Here is a 23,947-nt window from a genome sequence, read left to right as displayed (position 1 = left end):
TTTTACCCGCATCCCGGGCCGGAAACGCGCACCCGCGTTTCCGGCCCGGGATTTCACGTATGCGGGCGCTATTTTTTCGCGGCCGGGCGTTTTCTCTCCGTGGCCAGGCGTTTTCTCTTCGCGGCCGGCGTTATTTCATTTCACCGCAGCCGGGCGTTATTTCGCGCTATTTCGCGTTATTTCTCCGCGAGCGCGGCCCGGTAAAGTTCGTTTTTCCGCAGGCCTGTGTGCCGGGCAATAAAGGCGGCGGCGTCTTTTAGCCGCACCCCGAGCGCGGCTAGTTCTTGCACTTCGGCCACTGCGGCCGGCTGTATTTGTGCGGCTTTTTCGGCCGGGTCTGCACCAGCTACTACCAGCGCGATTTCGCCCCGCACTTCCCCCGCGAACTTTTCGGCTAAAAAGCCCAGCTCTCCCGGCACTACTTCTTCATGGGTTTTCGTCAGTTCGCGGCATACCGCGGCCTGCCGGCTTTCTCCGAAAACTGTTGCCAGGGTTTGCAAAGTGGCGGGCAGGCGGCGCGGTGATTCAAAGAAGATCATGGTGCGTTCCTCGCCCTGTAGCCTTTGTAATACGGCTTGGCGTTCGCCATCTTTGCGCGGCAAGAAACCTTCGAAAGTAAACCTGTCACTCATAAGCCCGCTCGCTACCAGTGCGGTGAGTACCGCGGAAGGGCCCGGAATTACTTCCACGGGAAGGTCTGCTTGCCGAGCGCGCGCTACCAAACGGTAGCCCGGATCTGAAACCGCGGGCATTCCCGCATCAGAAACTTGCAGGACGGTTGCACCTTGCTCAATATCCGCAATGAGTTGCGGCCCGCGCTCGGATTCATTGTGCTCAAAATAGGAAAGCACACGGCCGGATGGTTGCACCCCCAAGCGGCCCGCGAGATTCATGAACCGCCGCGTATCTTCCGCCGCGATCACATCCGCTTCGGCCATAGCTGCCAAAAGCCGCGGGCTGGCATCGGCGTCGTTACCTATAGGAGTTCCCGCCACCACAAGTTTTCCGGTTTCGCGCATATCCATGCCCCCAGTGTAAACGGGTACGGGACTACCCTTGCTTTGTTGACACTGGATCAAAGGGTTGTTGACACTGGATCAAAGGGATTGCCTGCTTGCCATGCACAATACGAAGCACAGCAGAACCGGTACTAACCACACGCTTTAAGCGGGCCAGAACTGGCGCCATGCGCACACTGTGGTTGGGCAAGCGCCGGGTGCGGTTCACCCCTAACCTGGCGTAGCTCGATAGAATCCTGACGTGAGCCACCAAGAGCAAAACCCTGCTTCCGTGCCCGGTGCAGGCATGCCGCGCACGGGCGTATCTAACACCGGCGCCGGCACGCCCAACGCGAACGCGTCCAGTGCAAACGTGTCCAGTGCGAACGCCTCCAGTGCGGACGCGCCCAGTGCAAACGCGCCCGCCGCAAGTACTGCTCCTAGCGCGAACATGCCCGCAAGTACACCCACCGCAAGTACACCGGATTCATCCGTACCCCAACCGCAAACTGTGCAGTTGCCACACATTACCGCCGGTCATTTTGAGAACAGTCTGCGCGGTCGCTTGGGAATCGCGGGGGCGGGGCAGCGCCTGTTACCCCGGGCGCAAGCGCGAGCCGGCTGGTTGGTGACGCTCGCCACCGGCCTGGTGGCCGCGTTAGTCAGATTTGTGGGCCTGGCCCACCCGCACCAACTTATTTTCGACGAAACCTACTATGTGAAGGGCGCGAATTCTTTGTTGCGGCTCGGCTACGAAGCCGATTGGGAGGGCGGCACCGAAAATGATGCGCTCTTTGCCGCCGGTGATTATTCCATGCAGCAAACCGGCGGCGACTATGTAGTACATCCTCCGCTCGGGAAATGGATAATGGCAGCCGGGCAAGCCCTGTTTGGACAGCAGAGTGCTTTCGGGTGGCGGTTTGCTACCGCGCTCATCGGGGTTTTTGCCGTGATGTTGCTGGTGCGGGTAGCTTTGCGGCTCTTCCGCTCCCCTACCCTCGCCGGTTTTGCGGGCCTAGCGATGGCCCTAGATGGTATGGGGATTGTGCTTTCCCGCACCGGGCTACTAGATAACATCTTGGCCTTCTTTATTCTCGCCGGTTTCTGGGCGATTCTGCGCGATCGTGAGGCCACGCGCGCCACCCTGGCCCAGCGTGTGGCCCGCTCACCCCTGCGCCGCAAACCGCTTTCGGTACCGCTTGCCCCGGCTTCTGATGCGGGGAAACAAGAACGAACCAGCTGCCCGGCACCGCGCGCCGCCGCGCCCGCGCACAATAGTTCTGTTTCCACCGAAACCGCGGAATCAGTGCCTGCCGCTAAAACCTCGGAATTAGTAACTGCTACTAAAACTGCGGAATTAGGGCCCGATTCGGAACAGTTTTCTCCGGCTAGTGCCTGGGGCCCGGCGGTTTTCTGCCGCCCTTGGTTGCTGGTTGCCGGCCTGCTGTTCGGGATGGCTTGCGGCGTGAAATGGTCCGGCTTTTATGCGGTAGCGGTAGGCGGCATCCTCGTTTTCGCGTGGGGTTGCGCGGCCCGGCGTAGCGTTGGCGTGCGCCGCTGGTTCAGTGCCGGCATTTTCCGGGAAGGCCTCCCCGCTTTTTTGTGGCTCGTCCCCACCACCCTGCTCACCTATTTGGCGGCCTGGTTGCCCTGGTTTACCAACCCCCACGGATTTATGCGTTCCTGGACGCCCGCGCAGGTAGCGGCCGATATGCAGGCTTATCACGCCCCCCAGTTTTCCTTCCTGCCCCAAGCTTTCAATAACTGGCTCGCCTACCACGCGAAGATGATGGAGTTCCACACCCATCTTTCTTCGGAGCATACGTATATGTCGCAAGCCTGGGAGTGGCCACTCCAGTTGCGCCCAGTTTCTTTCTATTGGGTAGGGAGCGACGACGAACGTATGCGGCAAGTGTGCCAGCAAGGCCATGAATGCGTGGAAGCAATTACTTCTATCGGAAATATTGCGGTGTGGTGGCCAGCCGTCCTGGCACTCGGCGTCGTGCTTTTCGGCGCTTTCTGGCGGCGCGACTGGCGGGCGTGGACGATCCTCGCCGGCTATGCGGCTACCTGGTTGCCCTGGTTCTTGTACGCCAATCGCACAATTTTCCAGTTCTACGCCGTCGCGCTTCTCCCCTTTACGGTACTCGCCCTCACCTACGGAATAGCGTTCCTCACTGATTCACTTCCCGCACGGGAAGTGACCGCGCCCGTTACCATTACTCCGCGCGGGCGCCGTATCTTCGCCGCGGCCTCCGTAGTTATTGTACTTTTCGCGGCTTTCTGGTATCCAATTTGGACGGGAATGACGGTGCCGCGCTGGTTCTGGCAGGCACATATGTGGCTTTCCAGCTGGATTTAAATATTATTATCTCACTTTGTATATTTCTGGTTTCCTTCCAGATAACTTTCAGTTAGGAGGAAAACACTGTATCTCGTTGGCGCCGGCGATTACGCTCGTAATACCGCCGCGCGCAATTTTAGCAGGTTGATTAGCATAATTTGCCCGAAGGCAAGGAGGAAGGAATGAGCACATCGAACCCATCCGATGCCGGCTGGAACAACTCAGGTAACCAGCGCCCACAGGAAGGTGGTAGCGGCAACACTGGCGGTTCTGCTTCATCTCCTGCCAGCGCCAGCAGCACCCAGCCGGGAACTAGCTACGGCCACAGCTCTACTTACGGTTACGGCAGCGGCTATGGGCAAGGCTACGGTTCCGATTACGGCCAGGGTTCCAGTTATGGCCAAGGTTCCGGTTATGGCCAAGGCTCTGGATATGGCCAAGGTTCTGGTTATGGCCAAGGTTCTGGTTATGGCCAGCCCGGTGCCTATTACCACAGCACCAATTCCGGAGCTGATTACCGTGGTTCTTATCCGTGGAGCAGTGGCCCGCAGTGGCAAAACCCGAATTCCACCTGGGGACAGCAGGGCACTCCGTACGGTTATGGCTACCCAGATTATGCGGGTATGGGCGCACCAGCAGCGCAAAAGAAACGCCCTTCGAAGGGCGTTACGGCACTGCTCATTGTGATTGGCATGGTGTTGGCTTTGCTGGCCGGCACCGGGCTCGGCTATTTCGGGTTGGGTAACTCACGCCAAGATTCTTCCCAAGGCTGGCTCAACCCGTCGGATGGTTCTGGCCAACAGCTACCTGATTCCGGCATTGACGGGCACCAGTGGGGCCCTTCCAATGGCAACCCGGTAGATCCGTACATGCCGGTGCCTAACTATGAGCCCGAAACTCGCAATGGGGGCACGCCGATCGATCAGGGCACGCGGGTGGAAACGCCCGGCGTCGTACTCATTAACACCACTTTGAGCGCGGGGCTAGGTGCCGGTACCGGTTCGATTTTGACGGCGGACGGCCAGGTGCTCACGAACTACCACGTGGTGATGGGTTCAAATTCGGTGCGCGTAACGGTACCCACCACCCAGAAAACCTATGAAGCGGAAGTGATCGGGCACGACGAAAAGCGCGATATTGCGCTACTGCAACTCCAGGACGCACACGACCTGCCCACCGTGAAAATTTCCGATTCTAAGGTGCGTTTGGGAGACGACGTCGTTGCCGTGGGGAACGGAAACGGGCAAGGCTACTTAACGGCGCTGGCCGGCAAGGTAACAGGCATCGACGAAAACGTGGAAGTGCAAGATGAAGGTGGCGGTACGAACGAACAGCTCACCGGCATGATTCGTACTTCTGCTGATATTGTGCCCGGCTACTCGGGTGGGCCGCTTTTCAATTCCGACGGCGAAATCGTCGGCATGAATACTGCCGGCAATCTGGGGAAGACTTCCGAAACGGCTTTCGGTTGGGCGATTCCAATCGGGGACGTTACGAAGGTGGTGGAGCAGATCCGCGCGGGCGATGAATCTGGCACCGTGCAGATCGGCCGGAATGCGGCCCTAGGCGTGACCATTGTGGGAACGCAAAACGGGGCGGCAGTACAGTCGGTAACGGCCGGTTCGGGCGCCGAAGCTGCCGGTATTGAACGCGGCGATGTGATTACCGCGGTTGACGGCAAGCAGCTCACCAATGCTTCGGATGTTGCCAAGTATATTCGCGGCAAGAAGGTGGGAGATACGATCGAGGTTTCCCTCATCCGGGGCAATACGAATAAGCAAGAAACCGTACAGGTCACGCTCACCGAATCCCCGGTGAACTAAAACCGCGGGGCACTAGGACCCGCGGGAGCTAAAACCCGGTGCGCCAGGGGCCCGCGGGGAACTAAACCGCAGAGGAAAACTAAAACCCGCGGGAAACCAAAACAAAAACGCGGGAAATAAGATAAAAATGTGCGGCGCGGCTGGAATTATTACTTCCCAGCCGCGCCGCACATTTATACTTTCGGGCCGCGCCGCACGCTATGCTCGTTTTTTTGGTAAGAGCTAGCGCTTTCGCGGTGTTAAGCGCCTTTCGCGGTGCTTAGCGCTTTTAGCGCGGCTTAGCTCTTTAGCGGCTTAGCGCTTTTAGCGGTACTTAGCGCAGACGTTTCGAAGCGATCTGGGCGCCTTCCGTCAACGCTTCGAGCTTTGCCCACGCGATCGAGGGGAAGATACGCCCGCCAAAACCGCAGTCGGTGGAGGCGATCACCCGGTCCGGGCCCACAATATCCGTGAAGTTTTGGATGCGGTCGGCTACCAGTTCCGGATGTTCCACCACGTTGGTGGAGTGCGAAACCATGCCGGGAATAAGTACCTTATCTTCCGGCAATTCCACTTCCCGCCAGATCTTCCATTCGTGGGCGTGGCGCACATTCGCTGCTTCGAAGGAAATGCCGCGTGCATTCACCTTGAGCACCTTATCCACAATGTCAATAAACGGAATATCGGTGGTGTGCGGGCCGTGCCAAGATCCCCAGCACACGTGCAAACGCACCTGTTCCGGATTGATTCCTTCCAGGGCCGCATTAATAGCTTCAATCCGCACTTCTACCCATTTGCGGTAGTCCTCCACCGGCGGTTCCGGATTGATTTGATCCCAACCTTCCGCGAGGGAAGGATCATCAATCTGTACGGTAAGGCCGGCGTCGGTAATGATCTTGTACTCTTCGTGCAGGGCATCCGCCATGGCGAAGAGAATGTCATTTTCCGTCTTGTAGTAGGTGTTGGAAATCCGCGCGGCCGAACCGGGAGAAAGTGCCGCAATAAAACCGTCAGCAGCGGAAAGCCCATTTGCCCGGAGCGCCTGCAAAGTAAATTCCACATCGCGCTTCACATCATCATGCCCGGTATATTTCACCGGCCCGGTAATCGTAGGCATCTGCGCTTCCTTGCCCTGCGCCTGGTAAATACCGGATTCTGGATTCGTGTAGGCGTCCTTGAAACGCACCCAATCCCGCCGGTTATTAAAGGTAGTGAGCTCTACTGCTCCCCCGCCCGTGGTCTGCCCCTCATGTAAACCTTCATCGGTGTACTCCAACCCGCTCATCCGGGTGAAAGAATACGTCCACCAAGAACCGTAGTCCTGGAAGTCCTTCATCATGTGCCCGTATTCGCCGTCGTTGAGGATATCGATGCCAATATCATGCTGCTTCTTTACGACGTCGGCCACCGCGGCGTCCAGTTGGGCCTGGAAATCTTCGCGCGACATCTCGCCGGCAGACATCTTCGCGTTGGCCTCCCGGAGGGAATCCGGGCGGGGTAGGGAACCCACGTGCGTAGTCAGGATCCGACTCATTCGCTTTCCTTTCGCTGTTTTTACTTTCTAAACTCGAAACAATCGGTTTATGTACTACCGAGTTTCACTTCGGTTACTGCCGATTTTCACTTCGCGTGCCACCCTCCGCGGTGCGGTTTTATTGTTTGCCACGAAGCTACTTTCGTGCCGCTACCGGGATTTTTGTACCCGTACGGCGTAAGTACACATTAGTGGAAGTAACCAGATTGGGCGCGCCATCTCAAGAAACGGGCGCGGCGCCCGGAAACTCGCCCGGCATGTTACTTCCCCGCGTGGTTCTTTGCCGTGCAGTTTCTTCGCTGGGCATTTTCTTCACGGCGCAGTTTCTTCACCGTGCAGTCTCCCTCCGCGTTGCGCCAAATGGTACAAACCCCACATGCAACCCAACTAAGTCCTACAATGGCCCGGTGACTGCTCGCAATGAAACTTCCGCGCATCTGCGCCGTGACCTACAAAACCGGCATATTCAGATGATCGCCCTGGGAGGGGCTATCGGCACCGGCCTGTTCTACGGCTCTCATGAATCTATTTCCCTGGCCGGGCCAGCCATTCTTCTTACCTATTTGGTGGGCGGATTCGTTATATATCTGGTTATGCGCGCGCTGGGAGAAATGAGCGTGGAAGAACCGGTTAGCGGGGCTTTCAGCCACTATGCCTACCAGCATTGGAGCCCGCGGGCCGGTTTCATTTCCGGGTGGAACTACTGGTTCAACTATATTTTTGTGGCCATGGCGGAACTTTCCGTGGTGGGCTTGTACGTCGAATATTGGTTCCCGCAGGTGCCACGCTGGCTTACCGCCGTTTTCTGCCTGCTGGTGATCACCGTAATAAACCTGGCGGGCGTGCGAATTTTCGGGGAGTTCGAATTCTGGTTCGCCCTAATCAAAGTGGTAGCAATTATTGGCATGATCGGGCTCGGTCTCGTCGTTATTTTCCTGGGTGTTACTGGCCCGACCGGGGAAGCTCCTTCCTTCGCCCACCTGGTAGACCACGGCGGTTTCTTCCCGAACGGGCTCGGTGGCGCAGCCGCTGCTTTCGCGGTGGTTATGTTCAGCTTTGGCGGGATCGAACTAATTGGAATTACGGCCGGGGAAGCACACAATCCACAGCGCTCAATTCCGCGGGCAATCAACGCGGTGATTTGGCGGATCTTGCTGTTCTACGTAGGGTCTTTGACAATCATTATGGCCGTGGTGCCGTGGGACCAGATCGACGGCGAAACGAGCCCCTTTGTGCAGATTTTCGATTCCGTCGGCGTGAAATTCGCGGCCCATATCCTTAATTTCGTGGTACTCACCGCCGCGCTTTCCGTCTACAATTCCGGGCTGTACTCCAACGGCCGGATGCTCTATGCCCTCGCCGAACAAGGCAATGCGCCACGCGTGCTACTCAAATTGTCCTCCCGCGGCACCCCGTATGTGGGAGTGCTCGTAAGCTCGGCCATTACCGTGATCGCGGTATTCGTAGTCTTCCTTTTCCCAGACTTTGCCTTCACCTATTTACTTTCCATTGCCCTCATTGCGGCACTAATTAATTGGGCCATGGTGATTATTACCGAATGGAAATTCCGCTCGAAAATTGGCCCGGAGGGCGTTGCTAAATTGCGCTTCCCCTTGCCGGGAGGCCGCGTGAGCAGCGTTTTTGTGCTCATTATGCTCGCCCTTTGTGCAGGGCTAATGGTTTACCTACCGCAATATCGCATCGCCGCATTTATCGGACCTTTATGGCTACTAATACTATTTATCGCCTATGAAATTAAAATCCGTTTACCCCGATCCGCGGGCGCAGATCACAGATTGCACTGAGGTGCTGCATTAAAGATGCATATTTTCGAACTATCGTGAACAGCAATTTGACTTTGTGCACCTTTAAATTTGTCAGTTGTCTGACATGAGCGGGGATTCACAGCGCTTCCTAGTCACAATCCCACTTTTTGAACGATCTCTCCGTAGATAATTCCACTATGCGTGGTTTTGCGGTAATAGATGTTGAGACAACCGGGTTTGCTCCCCAACGTGCGGACCGGATAGTCGAAGTGGGATTAGTGCTCCTCGATGAGCACGCTACCGAAGTGAGCTGTTTTCACTCGATGTTCGATCCCCACCGTCCGCTTGGCCAGGCCGTCACGCATGGTATTGCACCGGAAGATGTGGCCGGGGCGCCTTCTTTTTCGGCCCTGGCCCCCTGGTTGCTAGAAACTATTTGCTCGCGCATTATCGTTGCGCATAACGCACAATTCGATCTTTCCTTCCTCGCCGCTGAGTTCGGCCGGGCCGGCCTGGGTATCAACCAAGATATCCAGGTAATCGATACGCTCGCCCTAGCCCACCGGTATCCTTTCGGGCAGCGCACAAATAATCTTTCCGATTGCTGCAAAGCGCTCAGCATCGGTTTTCCCAGCGCCCACTCCACACTCAAAAATGCCCGCGCCACCGCTTCCCTACTCCGCCATTTCCTGGCCGAAGCCACAAGTTCGGAAGCACTGCTAGAGCTTGCCAAACGCGTCAATGTTTCGACGGCGCAAAGCGGGGCCATTACCTGCGCCGTCGCCTAAAACCTGCGCCATCGCCTAAAATCTGCGCCCTCGCGTAAAAACCACTACCGTACTTGCCCGGTTTACCAGCGCGCTGCAACGAACGGCCGCAACGAACGGCTGCAACGAGCCGGAACCAGGCAAAGCACTGGGCCGGCACCATTTCTGGTACCGGCCCGGTACTACTATGTTTTTCTATTTCCCGCGCCCGGCGCCGCGCGCGGGGCGATTGGGCTTAGAAATCGCTATCGATCGGCGAATCTACAACCACCTTGATATTCACGAATTCGTGAATGCCTAGGTCAATCAGTTCGTGGCCATAGCCGGAACGCTTTACCCCGCCGAAGGGAATATCGGCGGCTACCGCCGTCGGATGGTTCAGGTAAACCATGCCGGTATCGAGCTTGCGAGCCACGCGCTTGCCCCGTTCGATATCTTCGGTGAATACCGAACCTCCCAGGCCATAGGGGGAGTCATTGGCCAAGCGGATCGCTTCTTCTTCATCCTTTACCCGGTAGATTTGCGATACCGGGCCGAAGAACTCAACGTAGCGAGCTTCGGCATCCTCCGGGATATCCGTCAAAATAGTGGGCTGGAAGAAGAAGCCCTTCTCGGGCAGTTCAATCCCAGCTTCTTCGGCCTTAGCCCCTTCGGCCACCGCCTTATCAAGCTGTTCTTGCAGGTCCTTTACGGCCTGCGCGGAAGAAAGCGGAGCCAGCTGCGTGTTCGGATCCATCGGATCACCGGCCACGAGCTGCTTCACCCCGGCCCGGTACTTTTCCAGGAACTCATCATAAACGGCGTCTACCACGATCATGCGCTTGGAAGAGCAGCACACCTGCCCAGCATTCCAGTGCCGGCCGGTCACTGCCCAGGCAACCGTCTTATCAATATCGGCATCTTCGAGCACGATGAAGGCATCAGTGCCGCCCAGTTCCATCGTGGACTTCTTCAGATACTTGCCTGCCGTGGCCGCAACCGCGGCGCCCGCAACTTCGGAACCGGTGAGGGCCACTCCGCGCACCCGCGGATCAGCCAAGATTAGATCCGATTGGCCGTGTGAAGCGAAGACGTTGATGAAGCCACCTTCGGGCAGGCCAGCTCCCCGCATCAAACCTTCGAACTTGAGAGCGCACTGCGGCACGTTCGAAGCGTGCTTGTAGAGCAGCGTATTGCCGGCCATGAGCTGCGGAGCCGCCACCCGGGCCAGCTGGTAGTACGGGAAGTTCCAGGGTTCGACCATGTAAATTACGCCCTGCGGTTCGTAGTACAGGGTGGCGCTACCTTCCCCGTACTTCGTGGATTCCAGTACGCGGGGAGCCAGATATTTCTCCCCGTTCTTCACATAGTCCTCAAACATGCCGATGCAGATATCCACTTCTGCCTTGGCCTCGGCCAGGGTCTTCCCCATTTCGGTGGTTATTACCTTGGCATAATCTTCTTTTTCGGCCTTGAGGATATCGGCCGCCCGTTGGAGTACTTCACGCCGCTGCGCGTAAGAAGTTTCCTTCCACTCCTGGAAAGCAGCATCGGCCTTCCCAATAGCTTCACGCACCTGATCGTCCGTGAAGGTGTCAAATTCTTTTTCCACTTCTTCTGTATAAGGATTCGTGGTCTTATAGGCCATTGTTCCCACTCCCTTGTGCTACAACCTGCGGTTTTCAAGACTTTCACTGTTGTCGATGCGCTGAATAACAGGTGAATCCCACGCATCTTCGTTTAAGATTACCGCAACTGACGCACTTTTGGTGACTTTCCTCTCAGCTTAAGAATTCATCCAGCCTTCTTTCAGGCACTTTTCGCGCACCTGGCACGCTTTCAAGTTTTCTACTAAGGGGGGTCCACCTGTTGAACCGCCAGTCCGAGTTTCAACAGATTCCACCTAGGGTTTAGTACACCCGTATCAACAGATACGGGCTGCTCGCCACCTCATCCACGCGCGTGGCGACTGCATTCATTTCTCACCTGATGGAATGGAATTTATATGCGAAAACAACCATGGTTGCGGGTCGGTGCAATTTTTGCGTTGGCCGCGCTCCTCACGCCGGCTTCCTTGCCGGCGGCTGTAGCAGAGCCGGGAGGTGGAGCCGAAAACTCGCAAAGTGCGGCTACGGCATCTCCGGCCGAAATTGGTGGTATCCGCCGTGGCGATCCGGAGGCGAAAGCCCAGGTGCAAGCCAAGGCTGAAGCGGAGATAGCGGCCAAGGAGGAAGCCGCTGCCACCACTCCGCCCGCTGGCGATGAAGCCACCGCTAAGGCAAATGATCCGCTCGCGCAAGTGCCCGCGGTAGCCGCGGATCTCGAAGCGCAAGCCCAGGCTCAGCGTGAGGCGGCGGCCGCTACCGCGGCAGCCACCGATGATCTCGATCCGGAAAGCTTGCAAAAGCTCGGCATTAACCCGGCAGATATTATCCGCCTGGATGATGCAACACTAGTAAATGTAATCGTGACGCTGAAAAATCAGCCGGCCACGCCTTCCAGTGCTACCGAAAATGCGAACGTAGCGGCACAAAATGATCTGCTCGCTCGCTGGACGGATAAATACGGCCTGCAAGTGGATCGCCAGTTCGGCTTCCTCTTCAACGGTTTTTCTGCTTCCATGCCGGCCGGCCAGATGACGGCCCTCGGCTTGGAGCCGGAAGTCGCATCGGTGAAGATCGAACGGCGCTACTACCCAACGGAAGACGCACTGCCGGAAGGCGATAAGTCTTATCCCACCGAACATTCGGCCCGAGATCAGCAGGGAGCTTCGGAGGCCTACCGGGTTGCTGGAGCTGATGGCACCGGTACCGTCGTCGCTATTGTGGATACCGGTATCGATACCAGCCACCGGGATCTGCGCCTCGACGATCCGAGCAAAGCCAAGATCAAAGCCGTGAGCACTTCCGGTACCTTCACGGAGAAGGTGCCCAATGGCTTCAACTACGCCGATCAGACCTACGAAATCATTGACACCACCGGTTCCGAACACGGCCAGCACGTGGCCGGCATCGTGGGCGCGAACGGCCTGCAACCTGGGGAAACCTTTGAGCAGACCGGCCGGGTAGAAGGCATTGCGCCCAATGCCCAGCTGTTGGCGATGAAAGTCTTCTCCAACGGCGGCGGCGGAGGCGCTGCCGATGGCGATATTATCGCCGCGATTGAAGACTCGGTGAAGCTCGGTGCCGACGTCATTAATATGTCTCTCGGTTCGCCAAACGGTAACTACGAAGAATCTTCCGGTACCGCAGTGGCAATCCAAAAGGCGAAGGAAGCCGGGGTTATGACCGTCGTCGCCGCTGGTAATGACGGCCAGAACTTCTCCCCTGCCGGGGAGAATACCGATGCTTTCGGTTTCCTCGATGATGGCACGGTAGGTAGCCCCTCCACGGTCGATGAAGCTTTCTCTGTAGCTTCGATCAATAACACGCATTCCACGCAACCCAAGGGCGTAGTCACCGCGAACGGCACCGAACGGGCCGTGGCGATTTCTATCCAACGCGGGGAAGCTGATAATAAGGACTACCCGGTAGTCAACGCCGGTACCGGCAAACCCGAAGATTTTAAGGGCGAGGCCGCAGACCTTTCCGGCAAGATCGCGCTAATTGAACGCGGTGGAAACACCTTCGAAGATAAGTTCCGCAATGCCGTGAACCACGGCGCGGCGGGCGTCTTCGTTTACAACCACGCGGAAGGCGGGGACGAATTTGTGGGCATGGCCGGCCTTGATTCCTTCAATGTGCTCGGCGGTTCCCTCAAGCGTTCCGACGGCCTGGCAATCATTGACGATCTCACGGCCGGCAAGGAAGTAACCTTGCGCGCCACGAAGGATACGATCGTCTTGCCGAATTCGGCACCCGGCGAACCTTCCAGCTTCACCTCGTGGGGCCCCACGCCCACCCTCGATTTCAAACCGCAGATTGCGGGCGTTGGTGGGCAGGTGTACTCCCTGCAAAACAACAATCGTTACGCTACCGAAAACGGTACGTCCATGGCTTCCCCGAATGTGGCGGGCGCCGTGGCCGTGATGCGGGAACTCTACGTTCAGCGTTACCCGCAGCTGAACGCGGTCGAAACGAATACGCGTATCCAGCAAGCTTTGGCAAATACCGCCCAGATTCCGACCACTGCTGCCGGGGTGCCTTTCGCCCCGCGCCAGATTGGTGCGGGTTTGATCCGCGTGGATCAGGCGGCCCAAACGCCCGTCACCGCAACGGTAGATGGCAACCCGTGGGTGGCTTTGCGGGAAATCAAAGGACCGGTGAGCTTCACCGTTACTTTGGAAAACCATTCGGATGTTTCCGTGGGCTACACTTTGCCGGCCCAGCAAGTGGTCAATGAGACCAATGCGGCCGGGGAAGCAACCACCACCTTCCTTTCCAAGGAATCTTTGACGCCGAATGTTTCCACGGTGGAAGTGCCGGCTAATGGCACCGCCCAGGTCACCTTCACTTTGAAGCCGGATACGAAGAGCGGCGATCATTTCATTGAAGGTTGGGCGCGCTTCGCTTCTGCCACCGCGGGCGTTCCGGATCTTTCCGTCCCGTACCTCGGTTTTGTAGGGAACTGGAATGCGGAACCGATCGTGGCTAAGCCGGGTGAAGATACGCTCGGGATCGGCGCAAAGACGGGCCTGGTAGCCCCCGCCATGCTGTGGGGCGTATACCAGGTGTACCTGCCGGCCGATGGCCTGAAGTACTGGATCTCCCCGAACGGAGACGGCTACCTGGATTCTGTGATCCCCTCCTACCTGCTTTTGCGTAACGCGGGAGATTTCCGCTACGAAGTGCTCGACGCCAATGGCCAGGTAGTGCGCGACCTTTCCCAGCAGCAAGGTCTGCGCCGCTATATTGCGCGCACGTATGAGAAGAAGGGGAAGAACGCTAGCGTTTCACCCAGCTTCGCGGCTTTCGATGGAACGGTTTACAACCCGCAAACGGCTAAGGAAGATCCGGTACCGGATGGGGTTTACACCTACCGGATCCAGGCCCGCTTGGGTGAAGGCTTCGAATGGCAGCAAACCGATATGCAGTTTGGGGTCGATAACACGGCGCCGGTAATCGAGATTTCGAATCCGGTGGCCGGCAAGGCCAAGGTGACGGTAACGGACGCTACCTCCGGGGTTACCGGGGATCCCACCGTCAACGATCCGCAAGGCAAGCCACTGCCGCTCACCAAGCTGGATAACGATACGTGGGAGTTCCCGGTAGAAAACGGTTTGGCCTACGTAACGGTAACCGCGGTCGATCACGGTTTGAATACCGGCACTGCGGCGAAGGTCTTCGCCCCGCAAAACCTGGTGGTTACCAATGCGGCTGCGGTAGATGGCCAGCTTTTGGGCGCCAGCTCGAAGGTGGTTTCCCCGAAGGATCCTTCCGTGTTCGTGCAGGGCGTGGTCTCCGGTGACATCACCAAGGTGACGCTCAACGGCGAAGATGCCAAGATCTTCGAAAATGGTACCTTTGCTTCCCTCGTCCCTATCACGGAGGGCGCGAATAAGGTAACGGTGGCTGGCTTCGATAGCACCGGTACGCAAGTTTCCGCCACGGAGCTGAACTTTACGTATGATGCAACCCCGCCGGTCTTGCAAGTTTCGGGGCTCGACGCCGCTGGCCGCTTGGCTGTGGCGGAAGACGGCTCGGCAACTGTTACCGGCAAGGTTACTGATGAACGGGAAGGCGCACAGTTGAGCGTGCGGGTGAATTCCACCCCGGCACAAGTGGCTTCCGATGGCACCTTCACGGTAACTATTAAGGTTAAGCCCGCCGATTATGCGGTCTCGATTTCCGCCTCCGATGGCGTGAACACGGCCACCGAATCGGTGCTGATTGCGGGCCGCGATAAGCCGGCACCGGCGAAGTTTGTGAACCCCTCGTTCACAAACATGGACTGCCGGGGCCTGAATATGTGCTTCGTGGGGGCGAGCGCAAAGCCGGTAGACGGCGTCGTTACCCTCACCGGTAAACTCGGCTCGGACGTTTCTGTTTTCGAGATCACCCCGCAAAACCGGGCCCAAGATGATGGCACCATGGCCAATCCGGAACCGGTAGCGGCCCAGATCGCTGCGGATAAGACCTTCACTGTGGCCTTGCCGCTCACCACGGGCATCAATAACGTGCATGTGAAGATCGTGGACGCAGACGGCGTTACCCGCGCCGACCAAGCCATGAACATCTTCTTCGATGCCACGCCGCCCACGGTGGAATTCACCGAACCGCATCTGCTGAACGGCACCCTGTTCACTAACCAGGATCAGGTGCGTTTCGCCGGTTCGATCGAAGATGACGGCTGGGGCTACAGCCTCACCATCAACCGCAATAAAGTTGCGGACTTCTTCGGTGACGATAACTGGGCCGGGGGTAAGAACCGGCAAGAGTTCAGCTACGATGTGCCGGTTGCGGACGGGGATCGAATCCTCATGTTCGCAAGCGATTCGCACACCCAGGTGCTGGGATCGGTGATTCCGGTGGTGGTTGATAAGGACGCTCCGCAGGTCACGATCGCGGGAGTAAGCGAGAATCAGCTGCTGCGCGAAGCCGCACAGGCACAGATTTCGGTCCAGGATCCGAACTTGGCGTCTTTGCGGGTGCTCGTTGATGGCGAGCAAGTGGATATGCAGGAAACGAGCCTCGTGGGTGAAGTGCAGTCGGTGGAAGAAAGCTTCCAGAATGTTTCTGAAACCCAGACGGTCTCCACGCAGGTGACGGCTACCCGCCCGGAGCAAACCGATTTGGGTTATGCCTTCGACGCTTCCACCTTGCCGGCCGGTACCCACACGATTCGCGTGGAGTCCACCGATTTGGCAGGTAACGTAACCGCGCAGTCCGTGACCTTCACCAAGGATCTGGCACCGGTTATTTCCGGTCCGGATACGGTGGAGCTCACCGTGGCCCAGGAACAAGCTGGTGACCAGGCTGCTTTGGCGGCCCAGGTGCTGGCGAACTACCGGGTGGAAGACGACGGCGCTGCTGGCGTGGAAGGCGATACCAGCCTCGCGGTGGTGCCGGGCACGGTGCTCGTTCCCGGTGAGAACACGGTAAACCTCGTGGCCACCGATGCGGCCGGGATTTCCGTAATCCGCACGGTAAAGGTGACGCTCAACGTCACCAAGCCGGAAGTTGTAGAACCGCAACCGGGCACCGGCGAACAACCGGGCACCGGCGAACAACCGGGCACCGGCGAACAACCGGGCACCGGCGAACAACCGGGCACCGGCGAACAACCGGGCACCGGCGAACAACCGGGCACGGGCGAGACCCCGGGCACGGGCGAGACCCCGGGCACGGGCGAACAGCCAGGCACCGGCGAACCTGCGCAACCTGCGCCGAGCGAGCCCGCACCCAGCGAGCCCGCCCCGGCCAAACCGGCCACCGGCAATGTGTACCTGCGGAACTCTTTGAGCTCCGGGGTGGCCGATCAGCAGTTCCAGTACGGCAATAACGGAGAAGTCGTGTTCTTCGGCGATTGGGATGGCGACGGCGTTGCCACTCCGGGCGTGCGCCGCGGTAATACCTTCTACCTGCGTAACTCGAACACTAGCGGGGTTGCCGATGTGGTCTTCGCTTACGGGAACCCGAATGACGAGTTCCTGATTGGTGATTTCGACGGCGATGGTAAGGACACTGTGGCAGTGAAGCGGGGCAACATCTTCTACGTGAAGAACAGCCTCACCTCCGGCACCGCAGATCTCGACTTCGCCTACGGCAACCCGAACGACGCCGCCCTCACCGGCGACTTCGACGGCGATGGTAAGGACACTGTGGCAGTGAAGCGGGGCAACACCTTCTACGTGAAGAACAGCCTCACCTCCGGCACCGCAGATCTCGACTTCGCCTACGGCAACCCGAACGACGCCGCCCTCACCGGCGACTTCGACGGCGATGGTAAGGACACTGTGGCAGTGAAGCGAGGCAACACCTTCTACGTGAAGAACAGCCTCACCTCCGGCACCGCAGACTCTGCTTTCGTTTACGGGGCGCCCAGTGATGCCGCATGGATTGCCAACTTTGGCAATGGCATCGGGGTAGCAGTTTCCCGCTAAGGAATTACTATCTGGCCGCTGGCCGCTTGCCGCACCCACGTGTGGCAAGCGGCCAGTTTTTGTTTTTGCCGCGGCCGGCAGTGCCAGCCCAGGGTTGGATTTTGATACGGTTTTCCCATGAGCTTGCATGCCGTGCTTACCGGTCTTGGCCTTGCCGATATTCCCGCAGCCGTACTCTGGGATATGGACGGCACGATTATTGATACCGAAGATGCCCTTTCCGAATGCTCCCGTGAAATTGTGATCGCCCATGGCGGTACTTGGACTGCGGCAGATGGAGCTTATGTGCTGGGGGCTTCCGTGGCCGATCACGCTGCCCGCCTGCAGGAAGCCGTGGCCCGCGGGCCACAAAAAACTGCAGACGGCAGTGCCCTCCTGGATGAAGTAGAAGAACTACTGGGCGAACGGGCTTATTCGCGGTGCCAGCTGGTTCCCGGCGCCGCCGAATTATTGCGCGCTTTCCGCACGGCCGCTATCCCCCAAGCGTTGGTTACCGCAACTTCCGGCCATCTGGTCACCTTAGCTTTAGAATCACTTAGCGAAAAATACTTCGACACCGTAGTAACCGGCAGTGACCCCGTGGCCGCCAAACCAGATCCGGCCCCCTACCTGGAAGCAGCCCGCCGGCTAGGCGTGAATATTTCCGAGTGCCTTATCTTCGAAGATTCCTTCCAAGGGCTAGCGGCAGCCCGGGCGAGCGAAGGCCATGTGGTCGACGTCGTCGCCACCCCGCTCACGCACCTCGCACCTCTCCTGCACGTCTAATCAAGCCGGCTTCTGCCACGGCTAATTACTCCAGATCTTGCACTGGTAAGTACCCAGCTCCTACACAGCTAGCACGCCGGCTTCTACATGGCTAAGCACCCCAGCATACGAAAATCTCCGCGTGCCCGGGCACGAACTCTTCGCCATTTGTTGCGCAAGTGTTCACCCGGGCGATGCCGCCACGTAAATTTACGGTGACATGCTTCCCCGGTAGCGCAGTTTAACTGCTACGACTACGAAAGGAAAAACATGTCGTCCACAGCTAATCGTCGTGGCTTCACTCGCGCCCTGCGCGCCCTTACCGCTGTTGTTTCCACGCTAGCTCTAGTAGCTTGCGGTGGCGGGAATGGAAATTCAGCTGCCAAATCGGAATCTGTTGGCAGCAATTTGGAAGAGATCGCCGCGAAGGCGAAAGAAGAAGGCGAAGTTCGCCTCATTGCCTACCCGGAAACCTGGGCTAACTACAAGGGCCATTTCGCCGGTTTTGAAGAAAAGTACGGCGTGAAGGTGAAGGTCGATTCTCCGGATGCTTCTTCGGCAGAAGAGTTGCAAGCGGTGGAGAACCTCAAGGGGCAGGCAACTCAGCCAGATGTGCTGGATATCGGCTATTCCTTTACCAATGCGGCCATTGACCGCGGCCTGATTGACCCCTATAAGCCTTCAAATTGGGATTCGATCCCGGACCATTTGAAAGACCCGGATGGGAACTGGGTTGGCGCCTACTACGGTGTTATCGCCATCGGGGTAAATATGGACAAGGTGAAAGAAGTACCGAAGACTTTCGCCGATCTGAAAGACCCGCAGTATAAGGGCCAGATCGCGATCCCGGGTGATCCGCGCCAGGGAGCTTCCTCTATCGCTACCGTATTTGCGGCTTCCCTAGCCAATGGTGGTTCGCTCGATGACATTCAGCCGGGAATTGATTTCTTTGCGGAACTGGCTGATTCTGGCAACCTCGTAACGGTTTCTTCCGCCGCGGCCGGATTGACCCAAGGTGAAGCAGATATTATCTTCGACTGGAATTACAACTGGTTGGGCCGGGAAGAACAGCTCCGGGCAGACGGCGTGAACTTCCAGTACTTCGTGCTGGAAGACGGCGTTTTCGGGAACTATTACGCCCAGCCAGTAACCGTGAATTCTCCGCAACCGAATGCGGCCCGCCTTTGGGTGGACTGGTTGACCTCCGATGAAGGTGCGGAACAGTATGCGCTAGGTGGGGCCATCCCGGCGCGTTTCACGGAACTTGCCGAAGCCGGAAAGCTTTCCGATGAAGCCCTGGCTTCTTTGCCTGATCCCGAGATCGTGGCCCAGGTGAAACTACCCTCCGCGGAACAAGGCGATAAGGCTAATAAGGTTATTGCTTCCGAATGGGCTAAGAAAGTGAAGATGTAGACCCATGACTTCTGTAGCCCATCCTGTTGAACAGGAAAAGGCCGCAGGTGAGAAGCGCCGGCGCCTGCCCTGGAGTTCGGTTCGTGCCGGCACCTGGGCAGGCGCCCTGCCTTTCTTCGCCTTCATGGCCTTCTTCCTTATTTTCCCGTTGCTGGCCAATCTGGTTACGGCCTTCCGCGCCCCCGATGGCAGTTTCTCCTTCGAAACGATGGCGGAAGCGATGGACAGCACGCACCGGGAAGCTTTTGTGCTCACGACCAAGCTTTCCGTGCTCACCGCTTTTATTGGCGCGATCCTCGGCACGGTCCTGGCTTGGGCGCTGCAAAGCGCCCGCAAACCCGCCTGGCTAAACTCTTTGGTACGCAGCTTTTCGGCTCTCGCCTCCCAATCCGGAGGCGTGAACTTGGCTTACGCTTTTATTGCTCTGCTCGGCGTACAAGGCTTACTCACCGGGATTTTGAACAAGCTGTTCCCCGGGATGCTAGATGGTTTTTCGATTACGAGTTTCACCGGGGTAACCCTCGTTTACCTGTATTTCCAGATTCCCCTCATGGCGGTGCTCATGCTTCCCGCCCTCGGCGGCATCAAGAAACAATGGTACGAGGCGGCCGCCTCACTGGGTGCCACGCGAGCACAGTACCTGCGCGACGTCGTTATCCCCGTTTTGTGGCCGACCTTGCTGGGTTCTTTCCTCCTGTTGTTCGCGAATTCTTTCGCTGCATATGCCACGGCATTCGCGCTTGCCGGAGGTTCGCTCAACCTCGTGCCGATCCTCATTGGTTTCTACATTTCCGGCAATGTGCTGCTCAACCCTGGACTCGCGGCCGGCCTGGTGACCTGGATGATGGTCATTATTTTGGCTGCCATGGGTATCCGTTTCTATCTAACCCGAAAGAGTGACCAATGGCTGAAGAACTAATCGCAACCCGGCAGGCCCGGCCCGCCTCCCAGCGGGTGCGGCCCGCTTCCGAGCGGGTGCGGCCCGCAAAACCAGCTTCGCCGCAAGTCCGGGGCTTGCGTGCTTCGGCCGATTACAACTGGGGTACGGTAGCGATTCTTGGCGTGGCTTTGGCAGGGTTGTTACTCCCTTGGCTGGCGGCCGCCGTTTACGGTTTTTCGCGCCCGGGCAAGCCCTTTACGCTCGACCCACTCCTCGAAGTATTCGGTTTGGGGCGGGCCGGCGAAGCGCTGGTGAACACAGTTTTGCTTACTATTGCCACCACGCTACTCATGCTGGTGCTTTTGGTACCCACCATCGTGTTTCTCAATTTGCGGGCCCCGCAACTGGCGAAGGCCGCGGAAACGCTTTCTATTTTGCCTATGGTGGTGCCGGCCGTAGCCCTCGTTTCGGGCGTTTCGGAGCTGTATCGGGCCACTATCCCGGCTTTCGTTACCTCGATTTGGTCTCTGGTGCCGCTCTACGTGGTGATTGTAATGCCGCTGTGTTATCGGGCGATCGATGCGGGCGTAAAATCTCTCGATTTGCAAACCATGTTTGCGGCCTCCGCTTCTTTAGGTGCTTCGACGGCGCAAACCCTGGCTCGGGTAATCATTCCCAATCTACGCGTGGCAATGCTTTCTGCTTCTCTGCTTTGTATTTCCGGAGTGTTGGGCGAATACGCAATGGCTTCCTTGCTCGGCCACTACACCTTCCCGGTGTACATGGTGGAAGTTTCTTCCTCCTCCCCCAAGGGCGTTGCGGCACTGTCATTTATTGTCACGATCATTAGCTGGTTCTTACTCCAGGCGATTTCTTCCCTCGCCAACCGCGACCAGCGCCGCACCCGCCGCAAGTAAAGGATTTAAACGTGTCTCATTCTTTTGTACATATGCGAAATATTGTGAAGTCCTTCGGGGACGTCACCGTACTTAAAGATCTCGAACTAGAAATAAAGCAGGGTGAGCTCGTAGCTTTGCTCGGCCCTTCCGGTTCGGGCAAATCAACCTGCCTGCGCGTATTAGCCGGGTTGGAAACCGCGGATGCGGGCGAGGTACTCATTGACGGGAAGGATATTGCTAATACGCCTACCCGCGAGCGCAATATGGGTATCGTTTTCCAGGCCTATTCTTTGTTCCCGCATCTGACCGCCCAAGAAAACGTGGAATACGGTCTGAAAATTCGCGGGCAAGCGAAGGCTAAGCGGCGCGGGCGCGCTCAGGAACTCTTGGAGATGGTGGGCTTGGCCGACCAAATGGAGAAATTCCCGGCGCAAATGTCTGGCGGGCAGCAGCAACGCGTGGCGTTGGCGCGGGCTTTGGCAATCGAACCGAGCGTTTTGCTTTTGGACGAACCGCTTTCGGCTTTGGATGCGCAGGTACGCGTACAGTTGCGCGATGAGATTCGCCGTATTCAGCAAAACGCGGGGATTGCCACTCTCATGGTGACGCACGATCAGGAAGAAGCGATCACCATGGCCGACCGCGTAGGCGTAATGAGTAATGGGCGTATTGAACAGATTGGTACCCCAGAAGATCTGTATCTGCATCCGCAATCGCCTTTTATTTCCCAGTTTGTGGGTGTAGCCAACCGGGTGATCGGCAAGGTTATAGGAGATGATTTGCGCGTTTTGGATACTGACTTGCGGATCGTGAACCGGGATGCGCCGGCCGCGCAAGGTGAACTGGCAACCGCTTTGATTCGGCCTGAACAGCTCATTATGGAAAAGGATCCGGAGGCGCGCTATAAGGTTATCGACGCCCAGTTGCGCGGAATGTCTTCCTCACTCACGGTGCAAGGGGATTTGGGGCAAGGCCTTTTGCGGGTCGATATGCTCGCCCGCGAAGCTAGCAAGTTTGCTTTGGGCGACCGTGTTTCCCTACGCGTAGCCCGCACCGACACCGTGGTGGATACCCCTTCCGAGGATGAGATTGCTATCTACCGCCGCCTCGAAAAAGCCTGGAGCGCCCTGTGAACTCATTTGCCCGTAATGCGGCTTCCGCCGCGCAGACTATTTCCTCGCAAGCTTCGCGAGATTCGCAGCCCTCGCAAGGTTCGCAGCCCTCGCAAGCTTCGCAGCCCTCGCAAGGTTCGCAGCCCTCGCAAGCTTCGCAGCCCTCGCAAGGTTCGCAGCCCTCGCAGCTCTCACAAGGTTCGCAAGCTTCGCAAACCGTAGCTGCACCGGGGCCGCAAGCCACCCCGGCACAGGCTATGCAGGTTTCTTCTACTTCGCCCGCGGTCCGGCCGCGCCCGCTATTACTTTTAGGCCTGGATGGTACTCGCTGGTCGATTGCGGCCGAACCGGGAGTGGGTACGAATCTGCAACGCCTGGCTCGGGAGGGATCCTGGCATCAGATGACGATGGAAGTGCCCACGATTTCTGCGCCCGGATGGGGTTCTATTCTCACGGGTACTACCCATGCGGAACACGGTTTGCGTGACAATTCCTGCGTGGGTGGCCGCACGTGGAACTGCCCAGATTTCCTTAGCCAGGCCTTTTACGAAGATCAGCGCACTACCACTTTCGCCGCTGCCGGTTGGCCGGTTTTGGTAGATCCAAGCGGTTTAGGCCCGATCATTCATCCGCGTATGGAACAGCAATATGCCGGTTTGCATAACGTGATCGTGCGCGACGGCGAAACTTATGGCTACCAGCGCATCGACGCCGAAATCGCAGATATTGCCGCAGCGAAGTTACGTTCTCCGGAAGCTTTTGACGTGGGTTTCGTGTACTTTTGCGACGTGGACGACGCCGGCCATGTATACGGACTGCAAGGCGAAGAATACCGCGCGGCGATCCGCCGAGTTGACGCCCATGTGGGGCACCTCATCGAGGTGATTTCGGCGCGGGATGAAGACTGGCTGGTGGTGCTCACTACCGATCATGGCCACCGTGATGAAGGCGGCCATGGCGGGGATTCCCCGCGTGAACGCGAATCTTGGGTAGTGGCATGGGCTCCTTCCGGCAATATTCCGGACTGGCCCGAAATCATTGAGCCGTGGGAATTGGCCGGCCTCATGCTGGCCGCCCGCCGGGCCTAGCCCGCCACCGCGCCACTTCGAGCCTAGCCCGCTACCGCGCTACTCCGGGCCTAGCCCGCTACCGCGCCACTTCGAGCCTAGCCCGCTACTGTGCTACTTTTGGCGCTTGCCGGCCGCCGCATTTCGGTTTCTAGATTTTACCGAAATGCGGCGGCCTTTCATCTAGCAAGCGCTGTTCTTCCGCATTCCGCGCGATAATCGTATTTTTGCCCGTAAGCCTACCAGGGCGCTGTTTAGCACCGGACTTGGCGCGAGGCGTAGCCGCGCTCGTTGCCGCGCCTGTTGTGTGTTTCTTTGCCGCTCCTGCTGCCGTGTGCTTGGTCGCTTGCTTCGCCGCGCCCGTAGCCGCGCCCGTAGCCGCGCTCTGCGGCTGCGGCGCGGGGGCATGGCTGCGTGCCGGACGTGCCGCGCCCGCTGGGGGCACGGCGGTCACCGGGTTTTGCAGGGCTTGCACCAGTGCTTCTTCTGCGCTAGCAATTTCTCCGCGCGCGAGCCGTGCTTGGTCTACCGTGGAAAGCTGGATCGCGGGCCGGTGCCGCCGCCGGCCAGTACTGCCTTCGGAGGGTTTCTTTGCCTGCAT

Annotated in this window: 15 protein-coding genes; 11 read left to right on the top strand and 4 right to left on the bottom strand. The window is 58.1% G+C overall.

What is annotated here, in order from left to right; translation table 11 throughout:
• Positions 1–176 precede the first annotated feature (176 nt).
• On the bottom strand, positions 177–1,025 hold the full coding sequence (rsmI, locus tag H8274_RS02450; protein ID WP_185933745.1) for a 16S rRNA (cytidine(1402)-2'-O)-methyltransferase: 849 nt from the start codon (positions 1,023–1,025) through the stop codon (positions 177–179).
• A 235-nt stretch (positions 1,026–1,260) separates the two neighbouring features.
• Between rsmI and H8274_RS09690 the strand changes: the two genes are divergently transcribed.
• Together H8274_RS09690 and H8274_RS02435 are read left to right on the top strand one after the other, a co-directional pair.
• Complete coding sequence (locus H8274_RS09690) at positions 1,261–3,360, top strand: dolichyl-phosphate-mannose--protein mannosyltransferase (protein ID WP_244924501.1); 2,100 nt, start codon at positions 1,261–1,263, stop codon at positions 3,358–3,360.
• 164 nt (positions 3,361–3,524) lie between these two features.
• Complete coding sequence (locus tag H8274_RS02435; protein WP_185933744.1) at positions 3,525–5,165, top strand: S1C family serine protease; 1,641 nt, start codon at positions 3,525–3,527, stop codon at positions 5,163–5,165.
• A 313-nt stretch (positions 5,166–5,478) separates the two neighbouring features.
• Here H8274_RS02435 and H8274_RS02430 read toward each other — a convergent pair whose 3' ends face one another.
• Positions 5,479–6,678 (bottom strand): cobalamin-independent methionine synthase II family protein, encoded by a 1,200-nt coding sequence (locus H8274_RS02430; RefSeq protein ID WP_049620195.1) that lies wholly within the window; start codon positions 6,676–6,678, stop codon positions 5,479–5,481.
• Between the two features lie 407 nt (positions 6,679–7,085).
• Here H8274_RS02430 and H8274_RS02425 point away from each other — a divergent pair, with 407 nt between their 5' ends.
• Complete coding sequence (locus H8274_RS02425) at positions 7,086–8,483, top strand: amino acid permease (RefSeq protein WP_244924500.1); 1,398 nt, start codon at positions 7,086–7,088, stop codon at positions 8,481–8,483.
• A 128-nt stretch (positions 8,484–8,611) separates the two neighbouring features.
• Positions 8,612–9,232 (top strand): 3'-5' exonuclease, encoded by a 621-nt coding sequence (locus H8274_RS02420; RefSeq protein ID WP_141670197.1) that lies wholly within the window; start codon positions 8,612–8,614, stop codon positions 9,230–9,232.
• Positions 9,233–9,446: 214 nt separating this feature from the next.
• Here the strand turns inward: H8274_RS02420 and H8274_RS02415 are convergent, their stop codons facing one another.
• Positions 9,447–10,838 carry an NAD-dependent succinate-semialdehyde dehydrogenase gene (locus H8274_RS02415; RefSeq protein ID WP_185933743.1) on the bottom strand — a complete coding sequence of 464 codons (1,392 nt, stop codon included), beginning with the start codon at positions 10,836–10,838 and terminating at the stop codon, positions 9,447–9,449.
• Between the two features lie 357 nt (positions 10,839–11,195).
• Here H8274_RS02415 and H8274_RS02410 point away from each other — a divergent pair, with 357 nt between their 5' ends.
• The 7 genes from H8274_RS02410 to H8274_RS02380 all read left to right on the top strand — a co-directional run bounded on the left by H8274_RS02410 (position 11,196) and on the right by H8274_RS02380 (position 23,367).
• A complete protein-coding gene (locus H8274_RS02410) occupies positions 11,196–17,231 on the top strand; it encodes a S8 family serine peptidase (protein WP_185933742.1) in 6,036 nt (2,011 codons plus the stop codon).
• Between the two features lie 117 nt (positions 17,232–17,348).
• Complete coding sequence (locus H8274_RS02405) at positions 17,349–17,996, top strand: HAD family hydrolase (protein ID WP_185933741.1); 648 nt, start codon at positions 17,349–17,351, stop codon at positions 17,994–17,996.
• 249 nt (positions 17,997–18,245) lie between these two features.
• Positions 18,246–19,388 (top strand): ABC transporter substrate-binding protein, encoded by a 1,143-nt coding sequence (locus H8274_RS02400; protein WP_074661557.1) that lies wholly within the window; start codon positions 18,246–18,248, stop codon positions 19,386–19,388.
• Positions 19,389–19,392: 4 nt separating this feature from the next.
• Positions 19,393–20,307: an ABC transporter permease gene (locus tag H8274_RS02395; RefSeq protein WP_049620188.1), complete on the top strand. Its 915-nt coding sequence runs from the start codon at positions 19,393–19,395 to the stop codon at positions 20,305–20,307.
• Positions 20,292–21,185, top strand: a complete 894-nt coding sequence (locus H8274_RS02390; RefSeq protein ID WP_185933740.1) for an ABC transporter permease — start codon at positions 20,292–20,294, stop codon at positions 21,183–21,185. Before H8274_RS02395 ends, H8274_RS02390 begins: the two co-directional genes overlap by 16 nt.
• An 11-nt stretch (positions 21,186–21,196) precedes the next feature.
• On the top strand, positions 21,197–22,300 hold the full coding sequence (locus H8274_RS02385) for an ABC transporter ATP-binding protein (RefSeq protein ID WP_221884760.1): 1,104 nt from the start codon (positions 21,197–21,199) through the stop codon (positions 22,298–22,300).
• Complete coding sequence (locus tag H8274_RS02380; protein WP_221884759.1) at positions 22,297–23,367, top strand: alkaline phosphatase family protein; 1,071 nt, start codon at positions 22,297–22,299, stop codon at positions 23,365–23,367. Before H8274_RS02385 ends, H8274_RS02380 begins: the two co-directional genes overlap by 4 nt.
• 130 nt (positions 23,368–23,497) lie before the next feature.
• Here H8274_RS02380 and H8274_RS02375 read toward each other — a convergent pair whose 3' ends face one another.
• Positions 23,498–23,947 carry a hypothetical protein gene (locus tag H8274_RS02375; protein ID WP_185933739.1) on the bottom strand — a complete coding sequence of 150 codons (450 nt, stop codon included), beginning with the start codon at positions 23,945–23,947 and terminating at the stop codon, positions 23,498–23,500.

Source organism: Actinobaculum suis (assembly GCF_900618115.1).
Classification (GTDB): Bacteria; Actinomycetota; Actinomycetes; order Actinomycetales; family Actinomycetaceae; genus Actinobaculum; species Actinobaculum suis.
Note: the sequence above shows the minus strand (reverse complement) of the source record. Positions and strands in the feature narration are given on the sequence as shown.